Below are 20,773 nucleotides of genomic sequence, written 5' to 3'. Positions count from 1 at the left end.
CCCGGAGACGTTGCTTACGCGTCGACGGCGTCGACCGCGTCCACGGCGTCGACCGCGTCGACCGCGTCCACCGCGTCGACCGCGTCGACCGCGTCGACGGCGTCAGCCGCGTCCACCGCGGCGACAGCGGCCGCCGCCTCGACCTGGCCGGCGACCTCAGCCTCGATGTCGCCGAACTCCTTGATGTCTTCCATGCTCACCTCCCTCGGATCTGGTTGCGGACCTCGCCCGGCCGGACGAGGGGCGTGCGGCCGCCGCTCAGTCGGGTGTGCGGTGGCGCAAGCTGAGGAGGACCGTCGCCGTCCCGGCGGCGGCCCACGCGGCGGCGACGGCCAGCTCGCCGAGAAGGGCGGTCGCGAGGTGGTCGGTCAGCGAGCCGGTGCGGACCGCGGCCATCAGATGGCTGAGCGGGAACGCGTCCGCCAGCGGCCGCAGCAGTGACGGCAGCCGCTCGGCGGTGATCAGCACACCGGCGAACAGCATCATGGCCAGCACCGCGATGTTCGGCCACACGAACTGGTCGCGTACCCGCAGGTTGACGCCGCCGACGACCAGACCGACCCCGAACGAGCTCAGCAGGGCCAGCAGCAGCAGTAGCGTGAACGCCGGGACCGGCAGGAACAGGTCGCCGAACAGCAGCGCGCACACGAGGTAGGTCAGCATCGCGCTGACGAAGCCATCGAAGACGTGCGGCACCGCCCGCTGGCAGATCGCGCCGAGGATGTTCTGCGGCGAGGCCAGCCACGTCGGCATGGTGCCGAAGTTGTGCTCGTTGCCGACCGACAGCGCCATGCCGTAGATGACCGCGTGCGCACCGGCCAGCAGGCTCGTGCCGACCAGCGTCGGGCCTACCGGCACGCCGTAGTGGGAGCTGGTGGCGGCGAACGCGATCGTCAGGCCGATCGGGCGCACGATCCGGGAGCTGAGGTAGCCCAGCGGGTTCAGCCACGTGAACAGCGCCTTGTAGGACAGCACGGCGCCGTGCAAGAAGTCGCGCACCTCAGGCCTCCAGCAGCAGGGCGTGGCGCCGCACGGCGCGTTCCAGCAGCCGGATGCTGCCGACGATCGCGGCGGCCGACACCGCGGTCAGCGCCGCGGCGATGGCCAGGTGGTCGCCGCCGTCGCCGCGTACCCAGGCCATGATGTGACTCTGCGGCAGCACCCAGGCCGGGACCCGCAGCACCAGCGGCAGTGCCGTCACCGGCACCAGCAGCGCGCTCATCCACAGCACGAGGCTGACCAGCCCGTTGGTCATGCCGGGGGAGAACGGGAAGCGCAGCACGACATAGCCGAGCAGCCCCACGACCGAGGTGGTGGCCACGGCCAGCGCCAGCGTGCCGACGATCCACCGGGTCCAGTCGAAGCCCGGCTCCAGGCCGAACATCAGCAGCAGGAACACGAACGTGCCGGGGATGGAGAACAGCGACTGCAGGCCCATGCCCAGCAGCCGGCCCAGGATGACCGGTGCCAGACCGGCGGGGCTGCTCAGCGCCGACGGCAGGGTCTTGGACTTCTTCTCCGCCAGCAGCCCGATGAGCACCAGGATCACCAGGGCGTCGAGCACGCCCAGCCCGGCGATGCCCACCGCCAGTTCCGCATCGGTGCGCCCGCCCCGGTAGCTGTGCAGGATGTACGCGTACACGCAGGGCAGCACCACTCCCGACAGCAGCGACATGGGGCTGGTGCCGTGCATGCGCAACTGGTCCACGGCCGCGCGCAGCGCGGTCCTGGTCCTCATCGGTGGTCCACCATCTCGAGGAAGACCTCCTCCAGCGTCGGCGAGGTGACCGACACGTTCGCGGCCTCGTCGCCGAAGCGCTCCAGCGCCCACTGCACGGCCGCCGCGCCGTCACGCACCCGCAGCCGGGTCGCGCCGCCCTCGTGCGTGACCGCGATCAGGCCCGGGCAGGTGTCGGTGTCGGGCCCGCCCCGATCATCGTTCCAGACGATCTCGACGGTGTGCCCGAGCCGGTCCGCCGCGCGTACCCGAAGCTGGGCGGGGGTGGCCGCGGAGTGGACCGCGCCGTCCTTCATGAGCACGACCTGGCTGCTCAGCTCCTCGGCCTCGCGCATGTCGTGGGTGGTGAGCAGCACGCTGCGCCCGTCGGTGGCCAGCCCCTTCACCAGACGCCGCATCGACGCCGCCGACTGCGGGTCCAGGCCCGCCGACGGCTCGTCGAGGATCAGCACCGGCGGGTCGTGCAGCAGCGCCCGGGCCAGGTGCACCCGCTGCTTCATGCCGCGGGAGAACGTGCCGACCAGGTCACCGGCGCGGCCCGAGAGGTCGACCAGAGCCAGGATCTGCGGGACCCGCTGCTTGAGCGCCGCCCCGGACAGCCCGTACATCAGGCCGAAGAAGCTCAGGTTCTGCGCCGCGGTCAGCCGCGGGTACAGGCCGCTGTCGCCGCCCAGGCTCGCCCCGCACGCCAGGGCGGCGCGGCGGCGCTCGCGCACGACGTCGAACCCGCCGACGTACGCCTCACCGGAGGTGGGCAGCAGCTGCCCGGTGAGCATGCGGACGCTGGTGGTCTTGCCGGCGCCGTTGGGTCCCAGGATGGACACCACCTCGCCGGGCCGGACCACCAGGTCGAGGCCGACGACCGCGGTCCGGGTGCGGCCCTGCCGGTCCTTGAATTCGCGCCGCAGCGCCCGGGTCTCGATGCCCGCTCCTGTGCTCATGTGGTCCGTCCTTTCGATGGGGCTGTCTGGCAGTAGAGGTCGGGTGCCACTGTCACCAGCCACGGCGCGGGCCGCGGGTCGCCATCCGGGTCACGGCGTCCGGGTGCGCGGCCAGCAGGTCGCGCGACAGCTCGGTCACCTGCCGCACCCACGGCCCCGGGTCGGCCGGGTCGAGCCCGGCCATGGTCTCCACCGCCCAGTACCGCTCCGCAGTGAGTTCTGCGGGCGCGGCCGCCCGGAACCGCTGCTCCCGCCAGTGCGGCAGGTGCGCGCCGTAGACGCCGTCGCGTTCCAGCAGCGCGTCGACGGCGTGGTCGAACGTCTTGCGGGCCGACAGCACCGCGCTGTGCACGTCACTGGCGGCCAGCTGCCCGGTCGCGTCCTCCCAGGCGGCGAGCCCGTCGCCGAGCGAGCGGCTGGTCGCGAAGCTACCGAAGGCGCTGTCGCGGGCGGTGGCGCGCCGCTGGTCGAGCCAGTCGCCGCCCGCGACGGCGGTGCCGGTGATCAGGTGTTCGAGGAGCAGTTCCTCGTGTTTGCGCAGCGGCTTGCGGGCCGCGCCGGAGGCGAACTGCTCGGCGCCGACCCGGGCCAGGAGCCGGTCGACCGCGGATGCCGACCAGTGCCACCGGCCGGGGGCGGCGACCCCGGTCGCGACCGGATGCGGTCCGGTCGGTTCGGCGGCGTCGCCGGGGTCCGCGCCGATGACGTACTGGTAGGAGTCCTCGTCGCCCTCGGTCCAGCCGCGCACCGCCGGACCGGCGTGCAGCACCGCGGCCCCCGCGGGAACCGGCGCGTGCCGCGGCGCCACGGCGGGCGAGGTCGGGATGCGGGCGGCGATCGCCGCGGCGATCCGGTCGCACAGCGCCAGCGCGTCGACCACCCATGCCTCGGGCCGGTCCCGGTCGAGACCGGACATGGTCTCCCAGGTCCAGTACGTGTCGAAGGGCAGCTCCGCGGGCGCGACCTGCCGCATCCGCCGGGCCCGCCACTTCGGGACGTACACGCCGTAGTCGCCGTGGCTCTCCAGCAGCGCGTCGACGGTGGCGTCGAACGCCAGCCGCGCGGCCAGCACCGCCGCCTCGGTCTGCCCCGCGGCCAGCCGCCGCCGCGTCCGCCCGGCGTCGGCCGCGGCGTCGGCCAGCGACCGGGCCACGGTGGCGGCCTGGAAGCCGCCGCGCGACACCCGGTCGCGGTGCCGGGCCAGCCAGTCCCCGCCGAGCACGCTCACGCCGGTGAGCAGCCGCTCCAGGAACAGCTCCTCGATCTCGGCCAGCGGGGTGCCCGACGGCGGCCCATCCGCGACGGCCCTGGCGACCTTGTCCAGGACCTGGTCGATCTGCCCTTGCGACCAGTACTTCAGCTGCCAGGTCCGGTCGCCGCTGGACACTGCCCGGGTCGGGATCACCGGCGGGGTCAGCGGCGCATACTTGCCCGGACCCTCACCGGGCGTCCACGGTCCGGCGGAGACGACGTACAGGTTGTAGTCGCTGCCCTCGTTCGCCCAGCCGAGCGCGGCGGAGCCGACCAGCAGCACGGCGAGGGTGTCGGCGGGCAGCAGACCGGTCTCGCGCAGCTGCGCCACGCACGCGTCGGCGCCGATCGCGGCCGGGTCGGCCGGGGCGGCGACCCGGTTCGGGGATGTCGTCGTCATGCGGCACCGGTCTCCTGCGGTCGCCCGGCGAGGTGCCGGTCGGTGGTGGCGGGGATGGGGCGGCGTTCGTAGATCAGGCGGGACGCGTCGACCACCTGCCCGTGGTCGAGCACGACCTCCGCCGGGCAGTCCCGGCCCAGGAACGCCAGCAGGCTGGCGGTCAGCCCGTACGCGCCCGCGTTGGGCACCACGACGTGGTCTCCGGCGCGCACCCCGATCGGGCTGCTGCGGGTCCAGAAGTCCAGCGGCGTGCACAGCGGCCCGACGACATCGGTCGGGCGCGGTTCGGCGGTCGGATCGCCTACCCTGGTCACCTCGGGCCGGATACGCGGCAGCCGACCCAAACCCGACATTCCGCCGAGGTGGTTGATGCCGGAGTCGAGCACCGCGAACGTCCTGTCCCGCGACACCTTGACGTCGACGGCGGTCGCGACCAGCCACCCGGCGGCCCCCACCAGGTATCGGCCGGACTCGAACAGCAGCCGCGGCCGCTGCTGCGCAGGCCCCGAAAACGCCGCGGCCAGCGCATCGTCGACCACCTCGCCGAGCCCGGCCAGGTCGACGGGCGGCTCCGGGACCAGGTATGAACGGGGAAAGCCGCCGCCGAGGTCCAGGATCCGCGGCCGGACGCCCAGCGCCCGGCACAGCTCGGCGGCCAGTTCGATGGACTCGGCGAACTGCCGTCCCAGCGCCTCCCGCGATGGCAGGTTGCTGCCCAGGTAGAAGTGCAGACCGACGACGTCGCATCCGGCCGACGGGGCGAACCGGTGCGGCTGCGCCAGCAGCAGGCGTGCGTCGACGCCGAACGGCGACGCGACCCCGGTCATCGCCAGGCTCGCCCCGGTGCTGCTGCGGTCCGGGTTGACCCGCAGCAGCACCGACACGTCCACACACAGGCCGGACGCGACCTCGCGCAGCGTGTCCAGCTGCGCCGCCGAGTCCACTGAGAACAGCCGGGCTCCGGTGCGCAGGGCCTGCCCGACCTCGGCCGCGGACTTGCCCGGTCCGGTGTAGACGATGTCGGCCGCGTCGATGCCCGCGTCCAGCGCCGTGACCAGTTCGGAGCGGGAGGACACCTCCGCCCCGCAGCCGAGCCGCCGCAGCTGCGCGACGATGCCCGGGTGCGGGTTGGCCTTGAGCGAGTACAGGATCCCCGCCTGCGCGGGCAGCGCCGCGGCCAGCGCCGCGTGCGCGTCACGCACCCCGCCGAGGTCGTAGGCGTACAGCGGGCTGCCGTACTCCGCGACGAGTCTGCTCCAGTCCACAGGTGCTGTCATCGGGCAGGCTCCCCGGCCTCGTGCAGGGCCCGCCGGTCGACCTTGCCGTTGCCGGTGACCGGCAACTGCTCCACCACCCGCACCGCGACCGGCACCTTGTAGTCGTCCAGGCGGGTACGCAGCTGCGCCAGGACGTGGGCCGCGTCGTGCTCGCCGGTGACGTACAGGACCGGCCCGTCGCCGCCGTGCGGGACGACGGCCGCGGCGTCGATCCCGGCGATGTCCAGGGCCGCCGCCTCCACCTCGACCGTGCTGACCCGGAAGCCGCGGTGCTTGTAGATGTCGTCCTGGCGGCCGTGGAAGTACAGGAACCCGTGCTCGTCCATGGCGCACAGGTCGCCGGTGAACAGGGCCGGCTCACCGCCGGGGCCGGTGCCGAAGCGCCGCGCGGTCAGCTCCGGCGCCCGCCAGTACCCCGCCATCACGTGCGGCCCGTACACCACCAGCTGCCCGACGGCGTGCGGCGGCAGCACCCGGCCGTCCTCATCAACGATCTCGCAGCGGGTGCCGTCGAGTGGGCGGCCGACCGAGTCCGGCCGGGCCGGGGTCTCCCCGGGAAGCAGGATCGACACCCGCTTGCACTCGGTCAGCCCGAACATCGGATACACGGCGATGCCGGGCAGCAGCGCCCGCAGCTGCTCGACGTGACCCGCAGGCAGGTGGGCGCCGGTGTTGGTCAGCGCCCGCAGCGGCGGCACGCCCGACGGCCCGCGCCGCAGCAGGCTCAGCAGGACCGACAGGATCGACGGCACCGCGGGCAGGACCGTCACGCCCCACTGATGCATCCGGCGCAGCAGCCCGGGGCCGACGTCGGCCATCGTGCCCAGCGTCAGCGTGGCACCGGCCGAGCAGGCCAGGAACACCTGGTAGAGGCCGTAGTCGAAGGCCAGCGGCAGGAAGCAGCCGACGACGTCGTCCGGGCGCAACTGGAGCCGCTGCTGGATCGCCCGGGTGGCGAACCCGATATTCGCGTGGGTGCTCACGACGGCCTTCGGCATTGCCGTGCTGCCCGAGGTGTAGATCAGCGCGGCCGTGCGCCCCGCGTCGGCGGGCGCCTGCGGGAAGTCGGCCTCCGCCGCGCCGGCCGCCGCCACCAGGGTCACGACCGGGGCGGTGTTGCCCGCCTCGGCCAGCAGCTGGTGGAACTCCGCGTCGGCCAGGACCGCCGCCGGTCCGGCGTCGGCGAGCATGTGCCGCAGCTGGAACGGGCGCACCGTGGTGGACACGACCACGAATGCCGCACCCAGGCGGGAGACCGCGTGGATCGCGGCGACCAGCGCGTGACCGTTGTGCCCCAGCAGCAGCACCCGGTCACCGGTCCGTACGCCGCGCCCGTGCAGCACGGCGGCGATCCGCCTGCTGCACGCCGCCAGCTCGCCGTAGCTGAGACTCGCCTCGGTGGTCATGACCGCCGGGCGGTCCGGGTGGCGTGCGGCCGCGGCGTCGAGCAGCCCGTGCACGCTGTCGGTCGCACTCATCGGGCCGGGTCCCAGTAGACGGAGACCAGCTGCAGATCCACCTGGCCGGTGTTGGTGAGATGGTGCTGCGTCTGCGACTCGAACAGGATCACGTCGCCCTCGCCGATGTCGAACGTCTCCGTCCCCCGGTCCAGCCGCCCGCTCCCCGCGGTGATCACCCAGATCTCGTGCTGGGAGTGCGAGTGCAGCGGCAGTTCCGCGCCGACGACCACCGTCGCGGTGTTGAGGGTGAACGGCATCGACTGCGTGACGGCGCGGGGCAGGACCAGGTCGTCCAGCGTCACCCCGGCCGCCAGCGGCCGGCTGAACCGGCGCAGCCCGCCGGGGGAGCGCCGGGGTGCGGGGGTCGTGTTCTCCACGCTGCTCAACTCCTTGACTGCCGTGCGGCGTCGGCGAGGACTGCGGCCAGGGCCGCCGGGCGGGCGAACGTGTCCGGGTTCAGGGCCTCCGGCGGCAGCTGCACGTCGTGCTGCTGCTCCAACCGGTTGATCGCGGTGACGATCCCCAGCGAGTCCAGCAGCCCGGTGGTGAGCAGGTCGGTGTCGGCGTGCAGCACCGGAGCGCCCGGGATGATGTCGGCGAGCACCTCCAGCACCGACCGCAGCACGGCGTCCTGCCCGCTCATGCCTGGACTCCAGCGCTGCGGGCAAGCTCGGTCAGCCGCACCCGGTCGGCCTTGCCGGTGCCGGTGCGGGGCAGGTCGTCCAGCAGGTGGATTTCCCGGGGCAGCATGTAGGCGGGCAGGAACTCCCGGCACCAGGCCGTCAGCTCCGCCGCGGAGACGCCGTCGGGGGTACGCAGCGTCGCGAAGGCGATCAGCTCATGGGTGCGTTCCGGGTGCGGCCGTGCCGTCACCACCGCCTCCCGCACCGCCGGGTGGGCGGCCAGGCGTGCCTCCACCTCCCCGAGCTCCACCCGGAACCCGCGGGTCTTGATCCGGCCGTCGCGGCGGCCCCGGAAGTGCAGCAGCCCGTCGGCGTCCCAGCAGCCGAAGTCACCGGTACGGTAGGTCTCGTAGTCGGCGCCGCCGACCCGCACCGTCAGCCGCGACGCGGCCGTGGCCGCCGGGTCGCCGAGGTACCCCTCGCACATCGTGGCGGTGTGGACGACGATCTCGCCCTCCTCGCCCGGCGCGGTCAGCACCTGCCCGTCCGGCCCGACCACGAACACCAGGGAGTCGCCGAACGGCAGGCCGATGGGGATCCGGTCGCGGCGCAGGTGCTCGGCGGTCACGTCCAGCGCCGTGACCGCGTTCGTCTCGACCGGGCCGTAGATGTTGACGATCCGCACGCCGGGCAGCCGGTCGGCCAGCTCCCGCAGCGGCGGCACCGGGAACTCCTCACCCGAGTACATCAGCGTGCGCAGTTCCGGCAGGCCGCCGTCGGCCAGCGCGGTGCTGCGCAGCAGCCCGATCCACGCCGACGGCACCGCGTACATGCTGGTCGCGTGCTGCTCGCGCAGGGTGCGGCAGACCACCTCCGGGAACAGCAGCGTGCGGTCGTCCAGCAACAGGATCGTCGCGCCCTGCGACAGGGTGCCGAACAGGTCGAAGATGTGCATGTCGAAGTGCAGCGGCGCGTAGCAGGCCACCACGTCGCCCGGCCCGACCGGGATCAGGTCGTGCGCCCACCGCAGGAACGTCACCGCGTTGGCATGCGTGGTCAGCACACCCTTGGGCACACCGGTCGAACCGGAGGTGTACAGCACGTTGGCGATGTGCGAAGGCGCCAGCGGCGTGTCCTCGACCGGCTGCGCGAGCAGGTCACCGACCGCCGCGACCGGCACAGCGCAACCGTCGCCCAACTCCGGGCGGGCACCGGCGCCGTCGTCGAACACCAGCGCCTTCGCGCCGCTGTCACGCAGGATCGCCTCCCGCCGGGCGGGCGGAGCGGCCGGGTCGATCGGGACGTATGGCACCCCGACGGTCAGACAGGCCAGCATCGCCGCGACGGTGCCGGGCGTCTTGGTCGCGTGCAGCGCCAGCGGGGCGCTGTCGCCGTCCGCGCCGATCGCGCGCCCCAGCCGCAGCACCTGCCGCTGCAGCTCCGCATAGGACATCAGCAGGTCACGGTAGACCAGTGCCGTCGCCTCGGGCTGCTGCTCGGCGACGGCCAGGAAACGCTCCGACAGTCTCTCCACGCTCAGCTGCTCCGTCCGGTGAGGTGCTCCAGCAGGTCGTACGCGAAACGCACCTCGGCCGCGACAAGCCGGTCGGCGATCAGGTCGGCGGCGGACACGGCCGGCCTGCTGCCCCGTGCGACGCGCTGGGCGTTGACGAACGCGAACTGCGACACCCGCCGCCACGGCTCGTCGACCTCCGTGGCGAACCGCCGGGCCAGCTCCTCGGTGACCAGGTCGGGACGGTCGGCGGCCAGGCGGACCAGCCACGACGCGTGGCAGGACCGGGCCCGGGTGACCTCCCAGCAGCCCAGGTCGAACAGGTCCGCGGCGGCCCGCTCGCCGATCGCCGCACGGCCCCACTCGGCGTAGCGGGCCAGCTCGCCGCCCTGCTCGACGTGGCGCAGGATGCCCTCGGCGTTGGCGCGCAGCATGTCGGCCGGGTCGTGCGGCCGGGCACTCCCACGCTCCCGCAGGACGATCACCTCGCCGCGCTGCGGTTCGGGCAGCGCCTCCACCAGCGTCTGGAACTGCTGCCGGGTCACGCTCGCCGGTCCGGGCACCACCCGCCCCCAGGGCGTGCTGTTGGTGTACGCCTCGACCAGGTGGAACGTCTCGCCGTCGTCGACGACCCCGGCGAGGATCGTCGGGTGCGCCGAACTGTCGTTGCCGAAGTACGGCAGCCACGGCATGTGGAACGCGTCCCCGTAGACGATCAGCGGCACGCCCGCGGCGGTCGACGCCGCCACCGTGTCGTAGTAGCGGTCGATCGGCACGCGGTGCCGGTCGAACACGATCCCGGTCTCGGCGGCGATCGCGTCCAGCACCGCAACTCGCAGCGTGACGGGCACCTGTTCGGTCGTGGGCAGCGCGAAGTGCCACTGCATGCCCATCGGCGCGGACGGCGCGGCCGCCCCGTAGAACTGCATCAGCGCGGCCAGATGGGCGTTGTCGCAGTTCAGCCAGGGGGCGTCCGGTACGGTTCCGGACACCTCGCAGACCGGCGCGGGTGCGTAGGTCATGATCGGTCAGCCTCTCTCACCTGGGATGCGGTCGGTTGAAGGCGATGGACGTCTCGGGCCAGCCGCGCGGAGACCGCGAACCGGCCGTAGCCGGACTCGGCGGCCGGCAGCCCGGCCCGGTCGCGGCCGAAGGACGACAGGTCGGCGCTGCGGGCGGCGCCGTCGACGATCCACTCGGCCAGGCACCGGCCCACCACCGGCGCGTACTTGAAGGCGGTGCCCGAGTCGCCGACGACGTGGAACAGGCCCCGCGCCTCGGGCAGCACGTCGACGATCGGCCGCCCGTCCGGGCTCATCGTGATCAGGCCGGACTGGCCGCCCCGCGGCCCGGCGGCGCGCAGCCGCCCGAACCGGGTGGTCAGCCGCTGCCGGCACACCTCGGCGTACCACGGTTCGACGCCGGTGTCGGGCGTGGACGGGTCGGCCACCGCCACGCTCATCTCCAGACCGGCCAGCGCGGTGCCGGGCCCGGCCGGGCGCAGCCACGAACCGTGGACCTGGTCCAAAAGGACCGGCCGGTCGTCGTACTCGGCGGGCACCGCGTCGAAGTCGCACGTCTGCACCCGCCGCACCGACAGGCCCAGATCCACGCCGAGGCCCGCGAGCAGGCAGATCGACCACGCCCCGGCCGCGAGCACCACCACCGGCGCGTGCACGGCGCCGCCGTCGGTCTCGACACCGGCGACAGCACCGCCGCGGCGCAGGATCCGGCGGACCGCCGTACGTTCCACGCGGGCACCCGCCCGCACGGCGGCGTCCAGGTACGCCCGCGTCGTCAGCGCGGGATCGGCGTAGCCCGCCTCCGGCTCGTGCACGGCGGCACCGACGTCGCCGAAGTCACCGTCGGGGAAGAACCCCGCCAGCCCTGCCGCGTCCAGGACCGTGAACGGCAGGCCGTCGCGCTGCTGTCCGGCGACCAGGGCCCGCAGGCGCTCAGCGTGCCGCTGCGACACCACCTGGACCACGCCCGTGGCACGGAACCCGGTCGTGCCACCGGTGAGTTCGGGCACCCGCTTGAGCTCCCGCAGCCCGGCGACCGCCAGCGCCGCGTCGGCCGCGCCCGTGTAGTGGCAGGCCAGGACCGCGGCCGAGCGGGGCGTGGCGGCATGGGCCCGGGGCGTGTCGAACAGCACCACCCGGCCGACGCCCCGGCAGGCGAGGTGGAAGGCCGCGCAGGCGCCGTTGACACCGCCGCCGACCACCACGGCGTCCGCGAGCACCGTCACGCCGCCTCCGCCCCGGCGGGCTGCGGCGTCGACCGGGGACCCGTGCCGCGGGCGAGCACCTGCTCGACCGCCGCCCACACCTGCGCCCGGACCACGTCCAGGGGCTGCGTGGCGTCCACGACCGTGAACCCGGCGAACTCCGGCAGCGACCGGAACGCCGCCCCGAAGCTCTCCAGGAACGCCCGCGTGTGGGTGTCGTCGGGGCGGCGACGGACCCGCTCGGTCGCGGTGGCCGCGTCCACGTCCAGGTACACCACGACATCGGGCTCCGGGAAGCTCGCGTACAGGCGGCGCACCAGCGGCTCGTTGGCGGTGCCGAAGGCGCGGGCGATGGCGTACTGGGCGTGCACGTACCGGTCGATGATCACGCAGTGGTCGGTGCGGGCCAGCTCGGCGTGCAGCGGCAGCAGGTCACGCCACTTGCAGACGGTGGAGACCAGCTGCGCGAAGTCGGCGCCGAACATCTCGATGCGGTCGCCGAAGCCCTCTTCACGGGCCAGCGCGTCCAATGCGCGGCGGACGGGGGCGAAAGGTCGGTTGGCGTGCCAGGTGACGCTGTGTCCACGGGCGGTCAGCGCGCCGGTCAGCTCGCCCGCCGCCGTCGTCTTTCCGGAGCCGTCGATCCCCTCGACGGACACCAATGTGGCATTCTTCATTCATTCCCCGTGTGCAAGCGCCGTCGGATCGTCAAAGGAGTATGGCGGGAGCACGATTGATGGGCCATGCGACGATGTCGAGAATCGGCGCCGATGCAGATCCGTGAATGACCGTCGCCGACGATACACGTCGATCAGATAAACGAAAGTCGTCGCTCAGAATGTGGAACGTGAATACGTCCGCGGGTCGTGCGCCCCCGGCGGAGTCCCGCTTCCCGGGCGCGACGCCGTCGCCGCCATACCCGACTGACTATGATCCGCACGGAACGCAGTCCGGAACGGAGACCAGTGACATGGACGACTTCTTCGCCGTCGGCCCGCTGACCGGGCGCATCGCCCGGCTCGAACCGCTGGGCGACCAGCACGTCCCCGGGCTGGTGGCCGCCGCGCAGGCCGGGCGGGAGCGGTACGCGCTCACCGACGTGCCCCGCGACGAGCAGGAGGCCTACCGGTACGTCAAGCGCGCCGCCGACGGCCTGGCGGAAGGGAACATCGTGGCGTTCGCCGTCGTCGACCAGCGCGACGGCACGGTGGTGGGCTCCACCCGGTTCTGCTACTTCGAACACTGGCGCTGGCGGGAGGAGTACCGCCGCCGACCCGCCGGGATACCGGACGCGTGCGAGCTGGGCGGGACCTGGCTGGCGCTGCACGCCCAGCGCACTGGCATCAACCGCGAGGCCAAACTGCTGATGCTCGAGGTCGCCTTCGACCGGTGGCGGTTGCGCCGCGTCCGGCTGCGCACCGACGCCCGCAACGAGCGCTCCCGCGCCGCCATCGCCGGGATCGGCGCCAGACTGGACGGCGTCCTGCGGGCAGACAGCGCAGGCTACGACGGGGCCGTACGCGACAGCGCCACGTACTCGATCACCGAACAGGACTGGCCCGAGGTCCGCGACCGGCTCGCGGCGTCGCTGGTGCGCTGAACCGCGCGCTACGCCGCGGCGGGGCGGCCGATCGGCGCCGCCACGTCGCCGTCCAGGGAACTCAGCAGCGCCGTACCGGCGCGGTCGAGCTCGTAGAACACCCGCACCCCGACCCGGTGGCGCTGCACCAGCCCCGCCGCGGACAGCGTCGCCAGATGCTCTGAGACGGTGCTCACCGCCAGCCCCAGGTCCGAGGCCAGCGCCGACGTGGTGGTCGGTGCGGCCAGGCCCCGCACCATGGCGGCGCGGCTGCGGCCGAGCAGGATCTCCAGACGGTCACCCTGGACCGGCGCGTCGCTGCGGCGGGTGTCGCCCAGCATCCCGGCCAGGACGGCGGCGCCCCGGGCGCCGTAGGACAGCGCCACGACGTCGTCGCGGCCGACCGCCAGCAGCGGCGCGCCTTGGCTGAGCAGCAGCGGCACCAGCAGGATGCGCCGGGCGGGACGGTCCAGCTCCAGGCCCGGGGTGGCCGCGACCCGCAGCACCGTGCCCTCGCAGCTCAGCCCCGGGTGCAGCGTCGCCAGCAGCTGCTCGGCGCCCTCCATCGCCAGCGTCCGCGACCGCAGGAAGATCTCCTCCTCCATGATGGCGTGCATGGTGGAGGCGATCGGTTCGAGGACCAGCTCCCAGTAGCGTTCCAGCAGCACTGACAGCTGCCCGAGGGCGGTGACCGGGTCGCGCCACAGCGGGTCCAGCGCGGGCGGGCGCCGGGCCGGATACCACCGTTCCAGGTCGGCGCGCACGTCCGCGGCGCACACCTCACGCAGCGCGGGCAGCTCCTCGGCCAGCGACACCCGCGTGCCGGCCGGGACCGGGGTCAGGAACGGCGGCAGGGCACCGCCGCCGCGGCGCAGCAGTTCCACCAGCCAGCCCGGCGCGACCAGCCCGGCGGCTTTCATCGTCATCCGGGAACGGTGTGTCCATTGTCTTCGGGGCCACGGTGCCGAATCGTCATTCGCGGCGATGAGATGAAGACTCGCCAGCGATTCCCAGAGCCAACTGCTCCCCACCCGGACAGCGATCTCCTGGGATTTCCTCATGGGTATTCGAATCACGGTTCAGCGAACCTCCGTGCCCCCTGGTTCCGCTGTTGCGGTTCGCTCCACCCTCACTGATCGTCGATCCATTCGCAACACTATGCCCAAGGGCTGGGAGGTGCTGTCGGTAAGGCGTCGGGAGCCATCTCGACGGCCCTCGCCACGGCCGTCTCGACCGCCTCGGCGAGCGATTGCGGGACCCGGTTGCCGGTCATGGTGGCAAGCCCCGCGGCGGTGATGCCCCCCGGCGTGGCCAGCGTGTCCCACGCCGCGGCACCCGACGGCGCCCGCTCCAGGATCAGGGCCGCGCTGCGCAGCGCGTCGGCAGTGAACGCGACGGCCGTCCGGCGGTCGACGCCCGCCGCGCCGGCGGCGTCCAGCACACCGCCCGCGGCGCAGGCCAGGAACGCCGCGGCACTGCCCAGCGTGGCCGCCGCCACGTCCTGCGCGGACTCCGGGACGTCGACCACCTCACCCAGCCGCGACAGCAGCAGCCGCACCCGGCGCGCCTGCACCTGCCCGACGTGCGGTGCGGCGCTGAGGGCCAGCAGGCCCCGGCGCTCGACGGCGACGGCGTTGGTGGCGACCCGGAACGCCCCGACGTCGCCTGCCGACCCGGCCGTCAGGTCGGCGAGCGGGCGACCGGCGACGAACGAGACCACGGCTGTGCCCGGCCGCAGCCGGGGCAGCGCCTCGGCCAGGACGGCGTCGGCGTGCTCGGGGCGTACGGTCAGGATCACTACCTCCGCGTCCCGCACGGCCCGGGCGGTGTCGAGGTGGACCGCGATCGGGTGGGCGGCGGCCAGGCGGGCCGCCTGCTCGGACGTCCGGACGGTGGCCTGCACCAGGTCGCCGGGGTGGCCCGCGGCCAGCAGCCGGACGACGAGGGCCTCGCCGAGGCGGCCCGCGCCCAGCAGCGCGACCCGCGGCGGCGGGGCGGCGCCGGAGTTCACCGGGCCTCCACCATGGACGCGGCCGTGGTCGGCAGGTGGAGCTCCACGGCCGCCCACGCGTCGGCGAACACGGCGTCGGCGTCGCGGGCCCCGTCGACGCGGGTGAACCGGGTGCCGTACTCGGGCAGCGCCCGGTACGCGGCGGCGAAGTCCGCGAGGAACTGCGGGCTGGTCGAGTCGGTGCCACGGGCGCGCACGCGTTCGGCGGCGACGTCCGGATCGATCTCCAGCAGCAGCGTCAGGCGCGGCTCGGGCAGGCCCGCGTACAGCCGGCGCAGCCGCGGCAGGTTGCCAGTGCGCTGGACCAGCGCCAGGGCCAGGTGGGTGTAGAAGTAGCGGTCCATGACCATGACCAGGCCCGGCCGGGCCATGTCGTCGGCCAGGTCCGCGTAGTCGCGCCACTTGAGGATCGCGGCGAGCATCTGCGCCCGGTCGCGGCCCAGCATCGCCGCGCGGTCGGCGTACCCGGTCTCCCGGGCGACCTCGTCGAGTCGGTCGCGCACCGGGGCGAGATTGACGTTGGGACACCACTTCACCGGCAGCCCGGCGGCCGCGACCGCGTCGGCGAGCCGCCGCCCCAGCGTGGTCTTACCGGACCCGTCGATCCCCTCCAGGACGATCAGGGCCGCCCGCTGCCCGTCGCCGCTCATGCCGCCGCAGCCCGCCAGGCGCGCGCGAACGCGCCTCCCGCCTGGGCCGCCACCGGCCTGGTGCCCCGTACGAACATGCCCCGAACCATAGGGCGATCCCGCGGCCCGTCCCACAGATTCGGCCGCGGCCGAAAGATTCCACCGGATCCAGCCACGACCGGCCTACTTTCGGTCGCGCCCGAAAGAATGGTCACCGATGACCGGTCGGGCATATCTTGTGTGTCGCCTCGCCCCAGGACCGAGGGCGGGATCCCACCTGGCCGGGCGAGCCGCCGCCCCCGCCCCGGAGACCCCGTCCCCGCTGGTGGGCGGGCGCCGCCGCAGGACCGGGCGTATGGCGATCGAGCCGGGGTCCGGCGGCAAGGAGAGGGAGCATCATCGTGCAGACGCGAAGCGTGACGCAGACCCGCGCACCGTCCGGACCGGACCGCACCACCCTGATCCGCATGCTCTTCGACATGCACGTCGTCCGGGCCTTCGAGACCAGGCTGCTGGCCTGCGCCGACGAGGGCCTGGTCACCGGCCCCGTGCACACCTCCATCGGGCAGGAGGGCGTCGCCGCGGCGATCCTGCCCCAGCTGCGGCCGGGCGACCAGGTCGTCGGCAACCACCGCTCACACCACCACTTCCTGGTCCAGACCCTGTCACGCACCGTGCCACCGGACTGGGACCCGCTGACGCAGCCGCTGCCCGAACGGGCACTGCACCTGCTGACCGACTGCTTCGCCGAGATCCTGGGCCGCCCCGGCGGCGTCAACAACGGCGCGGGCGGCTCCATGCACCTGCGCAACGAAGCCGTCGGATTCGCCGGATCCAGCGCCATCGTCGGCGGCGGCATCCCGCTGGCGTCCGGACTCGCCTTCGCCCAACGGCTGCGCGGCGACGGCGGCTGCGCCGTGTGCTTCATCGGCGACGGCGCCGTCAACCAGGGCACCTTCCACGAGACGGCGAACCTCGCCGCGATCCTGCGGCTGCCGCTGCTCATCGTCGTGGAGAACAACGGCTACGCCGAAGCCACCCGCCCGGACGAGGCGTCCGCGCTGCTGCCGCTGACCTCCCAGGGCGTCGCCCACAGCCTCACCGCGCTGCGGGTACGTGACAACGACGTGCTGCAGACCCACGACGCGGCCCGGCAGCTGCTCGCCGGCATCCGCCGCGGCGCGGGCCCGGCCATGCTGGAGGTCGAGACCTACCGCCACCTCGACCACACCGGCGGAGCCCCGGGCAGCGCCGCCGGATACCGCGACGCGGCCGAAGAGGCCCGCTGGCGCGACCTCGACCCGCTGCTGCGCCTGCGGTCCGGGCCGGCCCGTGACGAGCTGCTCGGCCAGGACGAGGCCGACGCGGTCGCCGCGGCGGCCGGCGCCTGGGTCGACCGCGCCTACCGGGCGGTCCCGCCGCCCGGGCCGACGCCGGTGCTCGACCCGTACGCGCTGCTGCGCGGCCCGGCACCGTCGCCGCCTGTCCCGGCACCCCGGCCCACCGACGACCGGCCCCGCACCCTGAGCTTCCGCGATGCCATCGCCGAGGGCATCGCCCGAGCCGTGCGCACCGACCCCGACGTCGTGTTCCTCGGCGAAGAGGTCGCCAAACCCGGCGGCCTGCTGGCCGGTGCCGGCTGCCTCGACGCCGGCCTCGCCGGCACACGCATCATCGACACGCCCATCTCCGAAGCGAGCTTCGTCGGCCTCGCCGGCGGGGCCGCGATGGCAGGACTGCGGCCGATCGTCGAGCTGATGTACGGCAGCTTCGCGCTCATCGCCGCCGACCAGCTGTTCAACCACATCGGAGCGATCCGCGCCCTGTACGGCAACACCGCCCAGGCCCCGGTCGTGATCCGCGCCAAGGTGCCCACCGGGCTCGGCTACGGCCCCCAGCACAGCCTCAACCCCGTCGCGCTGTTCACCGCGTTCCCCGGCTGGCGCGTGCACGCACCCGCCGACCCGCGCGACTACCTCGGCGTGCTCAACAGCGCCCTCACCGGCCACGACCCGGTGCTGCTCGTGGAATTCTCGCCGCTGTACGGCGAACGGCACGAGCTGACCGACGCCGACTTCGCCGCCCACGCGCCGCTCACCGGCGCGCGGATCGTTCGGCCCGGCACCGACGTCACGATCGTGACCTACGGCCTCGGCGTCACCTGGAGCCGCGTCGCAGCCGACGACCTGGCCACCCGCGGCGTCAGCGCCGAGATCGTCGACCTGCGGGCGCTGGACACCCCGTCGCTGGACTGGGCCACGCTGCAGGACAGTCTCACCCGCACCGGGCGCGGCCTGTTCGTGGACCCCGCCGCCCGCGGCCAGGCCATCGGCCCGCGCCTCATCGCCGAACTGCTCGACCGGATGCCCACCACGGTACGCATGAGGCAGCTGGCCTGCGCGGACGTGCAGCCGGTCGCGCCCGTCCTGGAACGGCAGGCCGTCCTCACCGCCGAGGACGTCAGCCGGGCCGCCCGGCGCCTGTGCACCGCCGACTGACCCCGGCGCCGCCCGCCGACCCTCACGGAAGGAACACTTCCTTGACCGACACCACCACCACGCCGGACAAGTTCCTCGACGTCCTGCGCGAGTTCCTGCCCGAGCTGGCCGACGACCAGGTCCCCGACGACGACGTGCCGCTGTCGTCGTACGGGCTGGACTCGCTCGGCTCCATCTCGCTCATGCTGGCACTGGAGGAGACGCTCGACATCACCTTCCCCGAGGACCGCCTGACCCCGGAGGCCTTCGCCACCGTCGGCAGCCTGCGACGCACCGTCGCCGAGATCCGCTCGGCCGGCTGAACGATGGCCCCGCCGAGCCACAGCGCCACGACCGCCGAAGCCCCGCCGTCGGAGCACGTCCTGGCGCTGGCGACCGAGCTGGCGGCCACGTTCGCCGCCGCGGCGCACGACGTCGACGAATCCGGCCGCTTCCCCGCCGACAACGTACGACTGCTCCGGGAGTCCGGCCTGCTCGGCACCCTCGTGCCGACCGAGTACGGCGGCCTCGGTCAGGGCCTGCCGCAGCTGGTGACGATCGCCGGGACACTCGGCGCGGGCTGCGCGTCGACCGCCATGATCTGGGCGATGCACTGCCAGCAGGTCGCCACCCTGGTCCGGCACGGGTCGAAGGAGCTGCGCGCCGAGGCGCTGCCCCGCATCGCCGCCGGTGACTGCCTGCTCGCCTCCATCACCACCGAGGCCGGCAAGGGCGGGCACCTGCTGTCCGCGCTGAGCCCGCTGCAGGCCGCCGACGGGCACCGCCTCGGCGTCGAGCGGGACGCGCCGGTCGTGACCGGCGGCATGGAAGCCGACGCCTACCTGATCACGATGCGTACGGCGGCAGACCGCCCGGCCAACGACGTCTCCCTGGCCTACGTGCCGACCACCGACGCCGACGTGGCCTTCCGCAGCGGCTGGCAGACCCTCGGCATGCGCGGCACCGCCAGCGTCGGGGTCCGCCTGACCGCTCAGATCGACCCGTCCCAGCTGATCAACGGACCGGGCGGGTTCCGCCCCGTCGCGGTCGAGACGATGATCCCCGTCGGGCATCTGGCCTGGGCTGCCGTCTGGCTCGGCACCGCCCGCGGCGCCTTCCGGTTCGTGGTCGACCTCCTGCGAAACCCGAAGACCCGCGGCGCCTGGCGCGAATCAGACCTGGCCGCCGAGCGGCTCGCCCGGGTACGCCTGCAGCTGGACACCCTCAGCGCCTACCTGTGGACCTGCCTCGCGGAATACCAGGACCTGCTCGACGACGAACAGGCCGGTCCCGGCCGGTTCGGCGCGACCGCGTTCCAGCTGCACGTCAACAACCTGAAGGTGCTGGCGTCGGAGACGTCGTTCCAGGCCGTGGACGACCTCATCACCATCGCCGGGCTGCGGCACGGCTACGTCCGCTCGCCCGCCCACCCCCTGGAACGGGCATTCCGGGACCTGCGGGCCGCGGCGCTGATGTACTCCAACGACCGGCTGATGACGGCCAACGGCCGCTTGGCGCTGCTCGACCGCACCGTCGAGCTGGCCGGTGCCCGCCCGGGACAGGCCGACCGGTCGGCGGCGTGGAGGTGAACCCGGACGGCCCGGTCGCGGTGCCGATCCGGGACCATTTCGGCGCGGGCACCCAGGGGCTGTTCCAGATCTCGGACCACGCGGACCTGCCCGACCACGTCCTGAAGATCATCTCACCCCGGGCCGGGGACCTGCACGACATCGGCCCCGGGGTCAGCCCTTCGCCCCGCGCCGCCAACTACTGGGCCCGGGAGGCGTGCTTCTACACCGACCCCGGTTCCTGCGCCGGACCCGGACTGCGGGCACCCCGACCGTACGCCGTCGAACACCGCGACGACGGCACCATCGGACTACGACTGGAACACGTCGACGGGACCGCCCCCCGCACCCCCGCCGACCACCACGCCGCCGCCGCAGCCCTCGCCACCTTCAACGCCCACCACCTGCGCCACCCGCATACCGAGCCGCCGCCCTGGCTGAGCCGCTCCTGGCTGCGGTGGTGGTTCCTCAGCACCGTGCCCGCCGTCGCGAACACGCTGCAGGACCCCGACCTCGCCCGACTTGCCGACATTACGGCGATCGTCGACCCGACCGCCGCGCGCACCCTCGTCACCGGACTGTGGACCGCCCGAACCGCCCTGCTCGGGCGACTGGCCGCGATCCCGCGCACGCTCAACCACCTCGACGCCAACCAACGCAACCTGCTGCACACCCCCGACGGCGACGTCGTCGCCGTCGACTGGTCCTACGTCGGCATCGAAGCGCTCGGCGCCGACCCCAGCCAGCTGTTCGCCTCCACCGCCACCCGCCTGCTCGTCCCCGCCGATGCCCTCGACGAGCACTACGACGCGGTACTGACCGGCTACCTGGCAGGCCTGCGCGACGCCGGGCTGCCCGACACCCTGCTGCGCCAGGTGCCCGACTGGTTCGCCCTGCACACCTGCCTGCGCTGGGGCGCCACCCACCTGTTCTGGCTGCGCCATCTCACCGACCCCCGGCGGCGGCAGCTGCTCGAACAGCGATGGTGGCACCGGCCCTTCGGCGAGGCGGCAGACGACCTGGCCGGATCCCACCGTTTCTTCCTCCGACTGGCAGACCGCTGTGCCCGATAGCCTCCC

The 20,773-nt window shown here is 73.7% G+C and carries 21 protein-coding genes; 5 read left to right on the top strand and 16 right to left on the bottom strand.

Translation table 11 applies throughout. From position 1 onward, the window contains the following. Window positions 1-14 precede the first annotated feature (14 nt). From AB0B66_RS08220 to AB0B66_RS08160, 13 genes are all read right to left on the bottom strand, one after another. Window positions 15-194, bottom strand: coding sequence for a hypothetical protein (locus AB0B66_RS08220; protein ID WP_360524804.1), 180 nt, complete (start codon window positions 192-194; stop codon window positions 15-17). Window positions 195-258: 64 nt separating this feature from the next. Continuing rightward, window positions 259-999: an ABC transporter permease gene (locus AB0B66_RS08215; protein WP_360524801.1), complete on the bottom strand. Its 741-nt coding sequence runs from the start codon at window positions 997-999 to the stop codon at window positions 259-261. 1 nt (window position 1,000) lies between these two features. Beyond that, complete coding sequence (locus tag AB0B66_RS08210) at window positions 1,001-1,738, bottom strand: hypothetical protein (protein WP_360524798.1); 738 nt, start codon at window positions 1,736-1,738, stop codon at window positions 1,001-1,003. Further along, window positions 1,735-2,679, bottom strand: a complete 945-nt coding sequence (locus AB0B66_RS08205; protein ID WP_360524795.1) for an ABC transporter ATP-binding protein — start codon at window positions 2,677-2,679, stop codon at window positions 1,735-1,737. The genes AB0B66_RS08210 and AB0B66_RS08205 overlap by 4 nt, the downstream gene beginning before the upstream one ends. Window positions 2,680-2,731: 52 nt before the next feature. After that, window positions 2,732-4,330 (bottom strand): hypothetical protein, encoded by a 1,599-nt coding sequence (locus tag AB0B66_RS08200; protein ID WP_360524792.1) that lies wholly within the window; start codon window positions 4,328-4,330, stop codon window positions 2,732-2,734. Next, on the bottom strand, window positions 4,327-5,607 hold the full coding sequence (locus tag AB0B66_RS08195; protein WP_360524789.1) for a type III PLP-dependent enzyme: 1,281 nt from the start codon (window positions 5,605-5,607) through the stop codon (window positions 4,327-4,329). The genes AB0B66_RS08200 and AB0B66_RS08195 overlap by 4 nt, the downstream gene beginning before the upstream one ends. Next, window positions 5,604-7,085, bottom strand: a complete 1,482-nt coding sequence (locus tag AB0B66_RS08190) for a class I adenylate-forming enzyme family protein (protein WP_360524786.1) — start codon at window positions 7,083-7,085, stop codon at window positions 5,604-5,606. The genes AB0B66_RS08195 and AB0B66_RS08190 overlap by 4 nt, the downstream gene beginning before the upstream one ends. Beyond that, window positions 7,082-7,444 (bottom strand): cupin domain-containing protein, encoded by a 363-nt coding sequence (locus AB0B66_RS08185; protein WP_360524783.1) that lies wholly within the window; start codon window positions 7,442-7,444, stop codon window positions 7,082-7,084. Before AB0B66_RS08185 ends, AB0B66_RS08190 begins: the two co-directional genes overlap by 4 nt. Before the next feature lie 5 nt (window positions 7,445-7,449). Beyond that, on the bottom strand, window positions 7,450-7,710 hold the full coding sequence (locus tag AB0B66_RS08180; protein WP_360524780.1) for an acyl carrier protein: 261 nt from the start codon (window positions 7,708-7,710) through the stop codon (window positions 7,450-7,452). Then, the gene (locus AB0B66_RS08175; protein ID WP_360524777.1) at window positions 7,707-9,224 is read right to left on the bottom strand and encodes an amino acid adenylation domain-containing protein; all 1,518 of its coding nucleotides are present in this window, start codon (window positions 9,222-9,224) and stop codon (window positions 7,707-7,709) included. The genes AB0B66_RS08180 and AB0B66_RS08175 overlap by 4 nt, the downstream gene beginning before the upstream one ends. 2 nt (window positions 9,225-9,226) lie before the next feature. Further along, on the bottom strand, window positions 9,227-10,225 hold the full coding sequence (locus AB0B66_RS08170) for a hypothetical protein (protein ID WP_360524774.1): 999 nt from the start codon (window positions 10,223-10,225) through the stop codon (window positions 9,227-9,229). Further along, the gene (locus AB0B66_RS08165) at window positions 10,222-11,451 is read right to left on the bottom strand and encodes an FAD-binding oxidoreductase (RefSeq protein WP_360524771.1); all 1,230 of its coding nucleotides are present in this window, start codon (window positions 11,449-11,451) and stop codon (window positions 10,222-10,224) included. The genes AB0B66_RS08170 and AB0B66_RS08165 overlap by 4 nt, the downstream gene beginning before the upstream one ends. After that, window positions 11,448-12,107, bottom strand: a complete 660-nt coding sequence (locus AB0B66_RS08160) for a thymidylate kinase (protein ID WP_360524768.1) — start codon at window positions 12,105-12,107, stop codon at window positions 11,448-11,450. Before AB0B66_RS08160 ends, AB0B66_RS08165 begins: the two co-directional genes overlap by 4 nt. A gap of 293 nt (window positions 12,108-12,400) precedes the next feature. Here AB0B66_RS08160 and AB0B66_RS08155 point away from each other — a divergent pair, with 293 nt between their 5' ends. Then, window positions 12,401-13,030 carry a GNAT family protein gene (locus AB0B66_RS08155; protein ID WP_360524765.1) on the top strand — a complete coding sequence of 210 codons (630 nt, stop codon included), beginning with the start codon at window positions 12,401-12,403 and terminating at the stop codon, window positions 13,028-13,030. Window positions 13,031-13,038: 8 nt separating this feature from the next. On the opposite strand, the gene AB0B66_RS08150 is transcribed toward AB0B66_RS08155, so the two are convergent. The 3 genes from AB0B66_RS08150 to AB0B66_RS08140 all read right to left on the bottom strand — a co-directional run bounded on the left by AB0B66_RS08150 (window position 13,039) and on the right by AB0B66_RS08140 (window position 15,670). Next, window positions 13,039-13,935: a winged helix-turn-helix domain-containing protein gene (locus AB0B66_RS08150; RefSeq protein ID WP_360524762.1), complete on the bottom strand. Its 897-nt coding sequence runs from the start codon at window positions 13,933-13,935 to the stop codon at window positions 13,039-13,041. Between the two features lie 230 nt (window positions 13,936-14,165). Further along, on the bottom strand, window positions 14,166-15,020 hold the full coding sequence (locus AB0B66_RS08145; RefSeq protein WP_360524759.1) for an NAD(P)-binding domain-containing protein: 855 nt from the start codon (window positions 15,018-15,020) through the stop codon (window positions 14,166-14,168). Next, window positions 15,017-15,670, bottom strand: coding sequence for a thymidylate kinase (locus AB0B66_RS08140; RefSeq protein WP_360524756.1), 654 nt, complete (start codon window positions 15,668-15,670; stop codon window positions 15,017-15,019). Before AB0B66_RS08140 ends, AB0B66_RS08145 begins: the two co-directional genes overlap by 4 nt. Before the next feature lie 380 nt (window positions 15,671-16,050). Between AB0B66_RS08140 and AB0B66_RS08135 the strand changes: the two genes are divergently transcribed. The 4 genes from AB0B66_RS08135 to AB0B66_RS08120 are packed head-to-tail and all read left to right on the top strand — an operon-like array spanning window position 16,051 to window position 20,767. Then, the gene (locus AB0B66_RS08135; RefSeq protein ID WP_360524753.1) at window positions 16,051-18,147 is read left to right on the top strand and encodes a thiamine pyrophosphate-dependent enzyme; all 2,097 of its coding nucleotides are present in this window, start codon (window positions 16,051-16,053) and stop codon (window positions 18,145-18,147) included. A gap of 41 nt (window positions 18,148-18,188) precedes the next feature. Then, entirely contained in the window at window positions 18,189-18,449 is a 261-nt protein-coding gene (locus tag AB0B66_RS08130; protein ID WP_360524750.1) for a phosphopantetheine-binding protein, read from the top strand. Window positions 18,450-18,452: 3 nt separating this feature from the next. Beyond that, window positions 18,453-19,715, top strand: coding sequence for an acyl-CoA dehydrogenase family protein (locus tag AB0B66_RS08125; protein WP_360524747.1), 1,263 nt, complete (start codon window positions 18,453-18,455; stop codon window positions 19,713-19,715). Next, a complete protein-coding gene (locus tag AB0B66_RS08120) occupies window positions 19,706-20,767 on the top strand; it encodes a hypothetical protein (protein WP_360524744.1) in 1,062 nt (353 codons plus the stop codon). Before AB0B66_RS08125 ends, AB0B66_RS08120 begins: the two co-directional genes overlap by 10 nt. Window positions 20,768-20,773 lie beyond the last annotated feature (6 nt).

The sequence above is a fragment of the Catellatospora sp. NPDC049111 genome (genome assembly GCF_040648615.1).
In the GTDB taxonomy this organism is placed as follows: Bacteria; Actinomycetota; Actinomycetes; order Mycobacteriales; family Micromonosporaceae; genus Catellatospora; species Catellatospora aurea.
Note: the sequence above shows the minus strand (reverse complement) of the source record. Positions and strands in the feature narration are given on the sequence as shown.

Bases quoted from the DNA above. Each gene is read 5' to 3' on its own strand.
- AB0B66_RS08210 (WP_360524798.1), bottom strand. From the start codon at position 1,738: ATGAGGACCAGGACCGCGCTGCGCGCGGCCGTGGACCAGTTGCGCATG.
- AB0B66_RS08140 (WP_360524756.1), bottom strand. From the start codon at position 15,670: ATGAGCGGCGACGGGCAGCGGGCGGCCCTGATCGTCCTGGAGGGGATC.
- AB0B66_RS08125 (WP_360524747.1), top strand. From the start codon at position 18,453: ATGGCCCCGCCGAGCCACAGCGCCACGACCGCCGAAGCCCCGCCGTCG.
- AB0B66_RS08195 (WP_360524789.1), bottom strand. From the start codon at position 5,607: ATGACAGCACCTGTGGACTGGAGCAGACTCGTCGCGGAGTACGGCAGC.
- AB0B66_RS08205 (WP_360524795.1), bottom strand. From the start codon at position 2,679: ATGAGCACAGGAGCGGGCATCGAGACCCGGGCGCTGCGGCGCGAATTC.
- AB0B66_RS08190 (WP_360524786.1), bottom strand. From the start codon at position 7,085: ATGAGTGCGACCGACAGCGTGCACGGGCTGCTCGACGCCGCGGCCGCA.
- AB0B66_RS08200 (WP_360524792.1), bottom strand. From the start codon at position 4,330: ATGACGACGACATCCCCGAACCGGGTCGCCGCCCCGGCCGACCCGGCC.
- AB0B66_RS08220 (WP_360524804.1), bottom strand. From the start codon at position 194: ATGGAAGACATCAAGGAGTTCGGCGACATCGAGGCTGAGGTCGCCGGC.
- AB0B66_RS08155 (WP_360524765.1), top strand. From the start codon at position 12,401: ATGGACGACTTCTTCGCCGTCGGCCCGCTGACCGGGCGCATCGCCCGG.
- AB0B66_RS08160 (WP_360524768.1), bottom strand. From the start codon at position 12,107: ATGAAGAATGCCACATTGGTGTCCGTCGAGGGGATCGACGGCTCCGGA.
- AB0B66_RS08170 (WP_360524774.1), bottom strand. From the start codon at position 10,225: ATGACCTACGCACCCGCGCCGGTCTGCGAGGTGTCCGGAACCGTACCG.
- AB0B66_RS08150 (WP_360524762.1), bottom strand. From the start codon at position 13,935: ATGACGATGAAAGCCGCCGGGCTGGTCGCGCCGGGCTGGCTGGTGGAA.
- AB0B66_RS08180 (WP_360524780.1), bottom strand. From the start codon at position 7,710: ATGAGCGGGCAGGACGCCGTGCTGCGGTCGGTGCTGGAGGTGCTCGCC.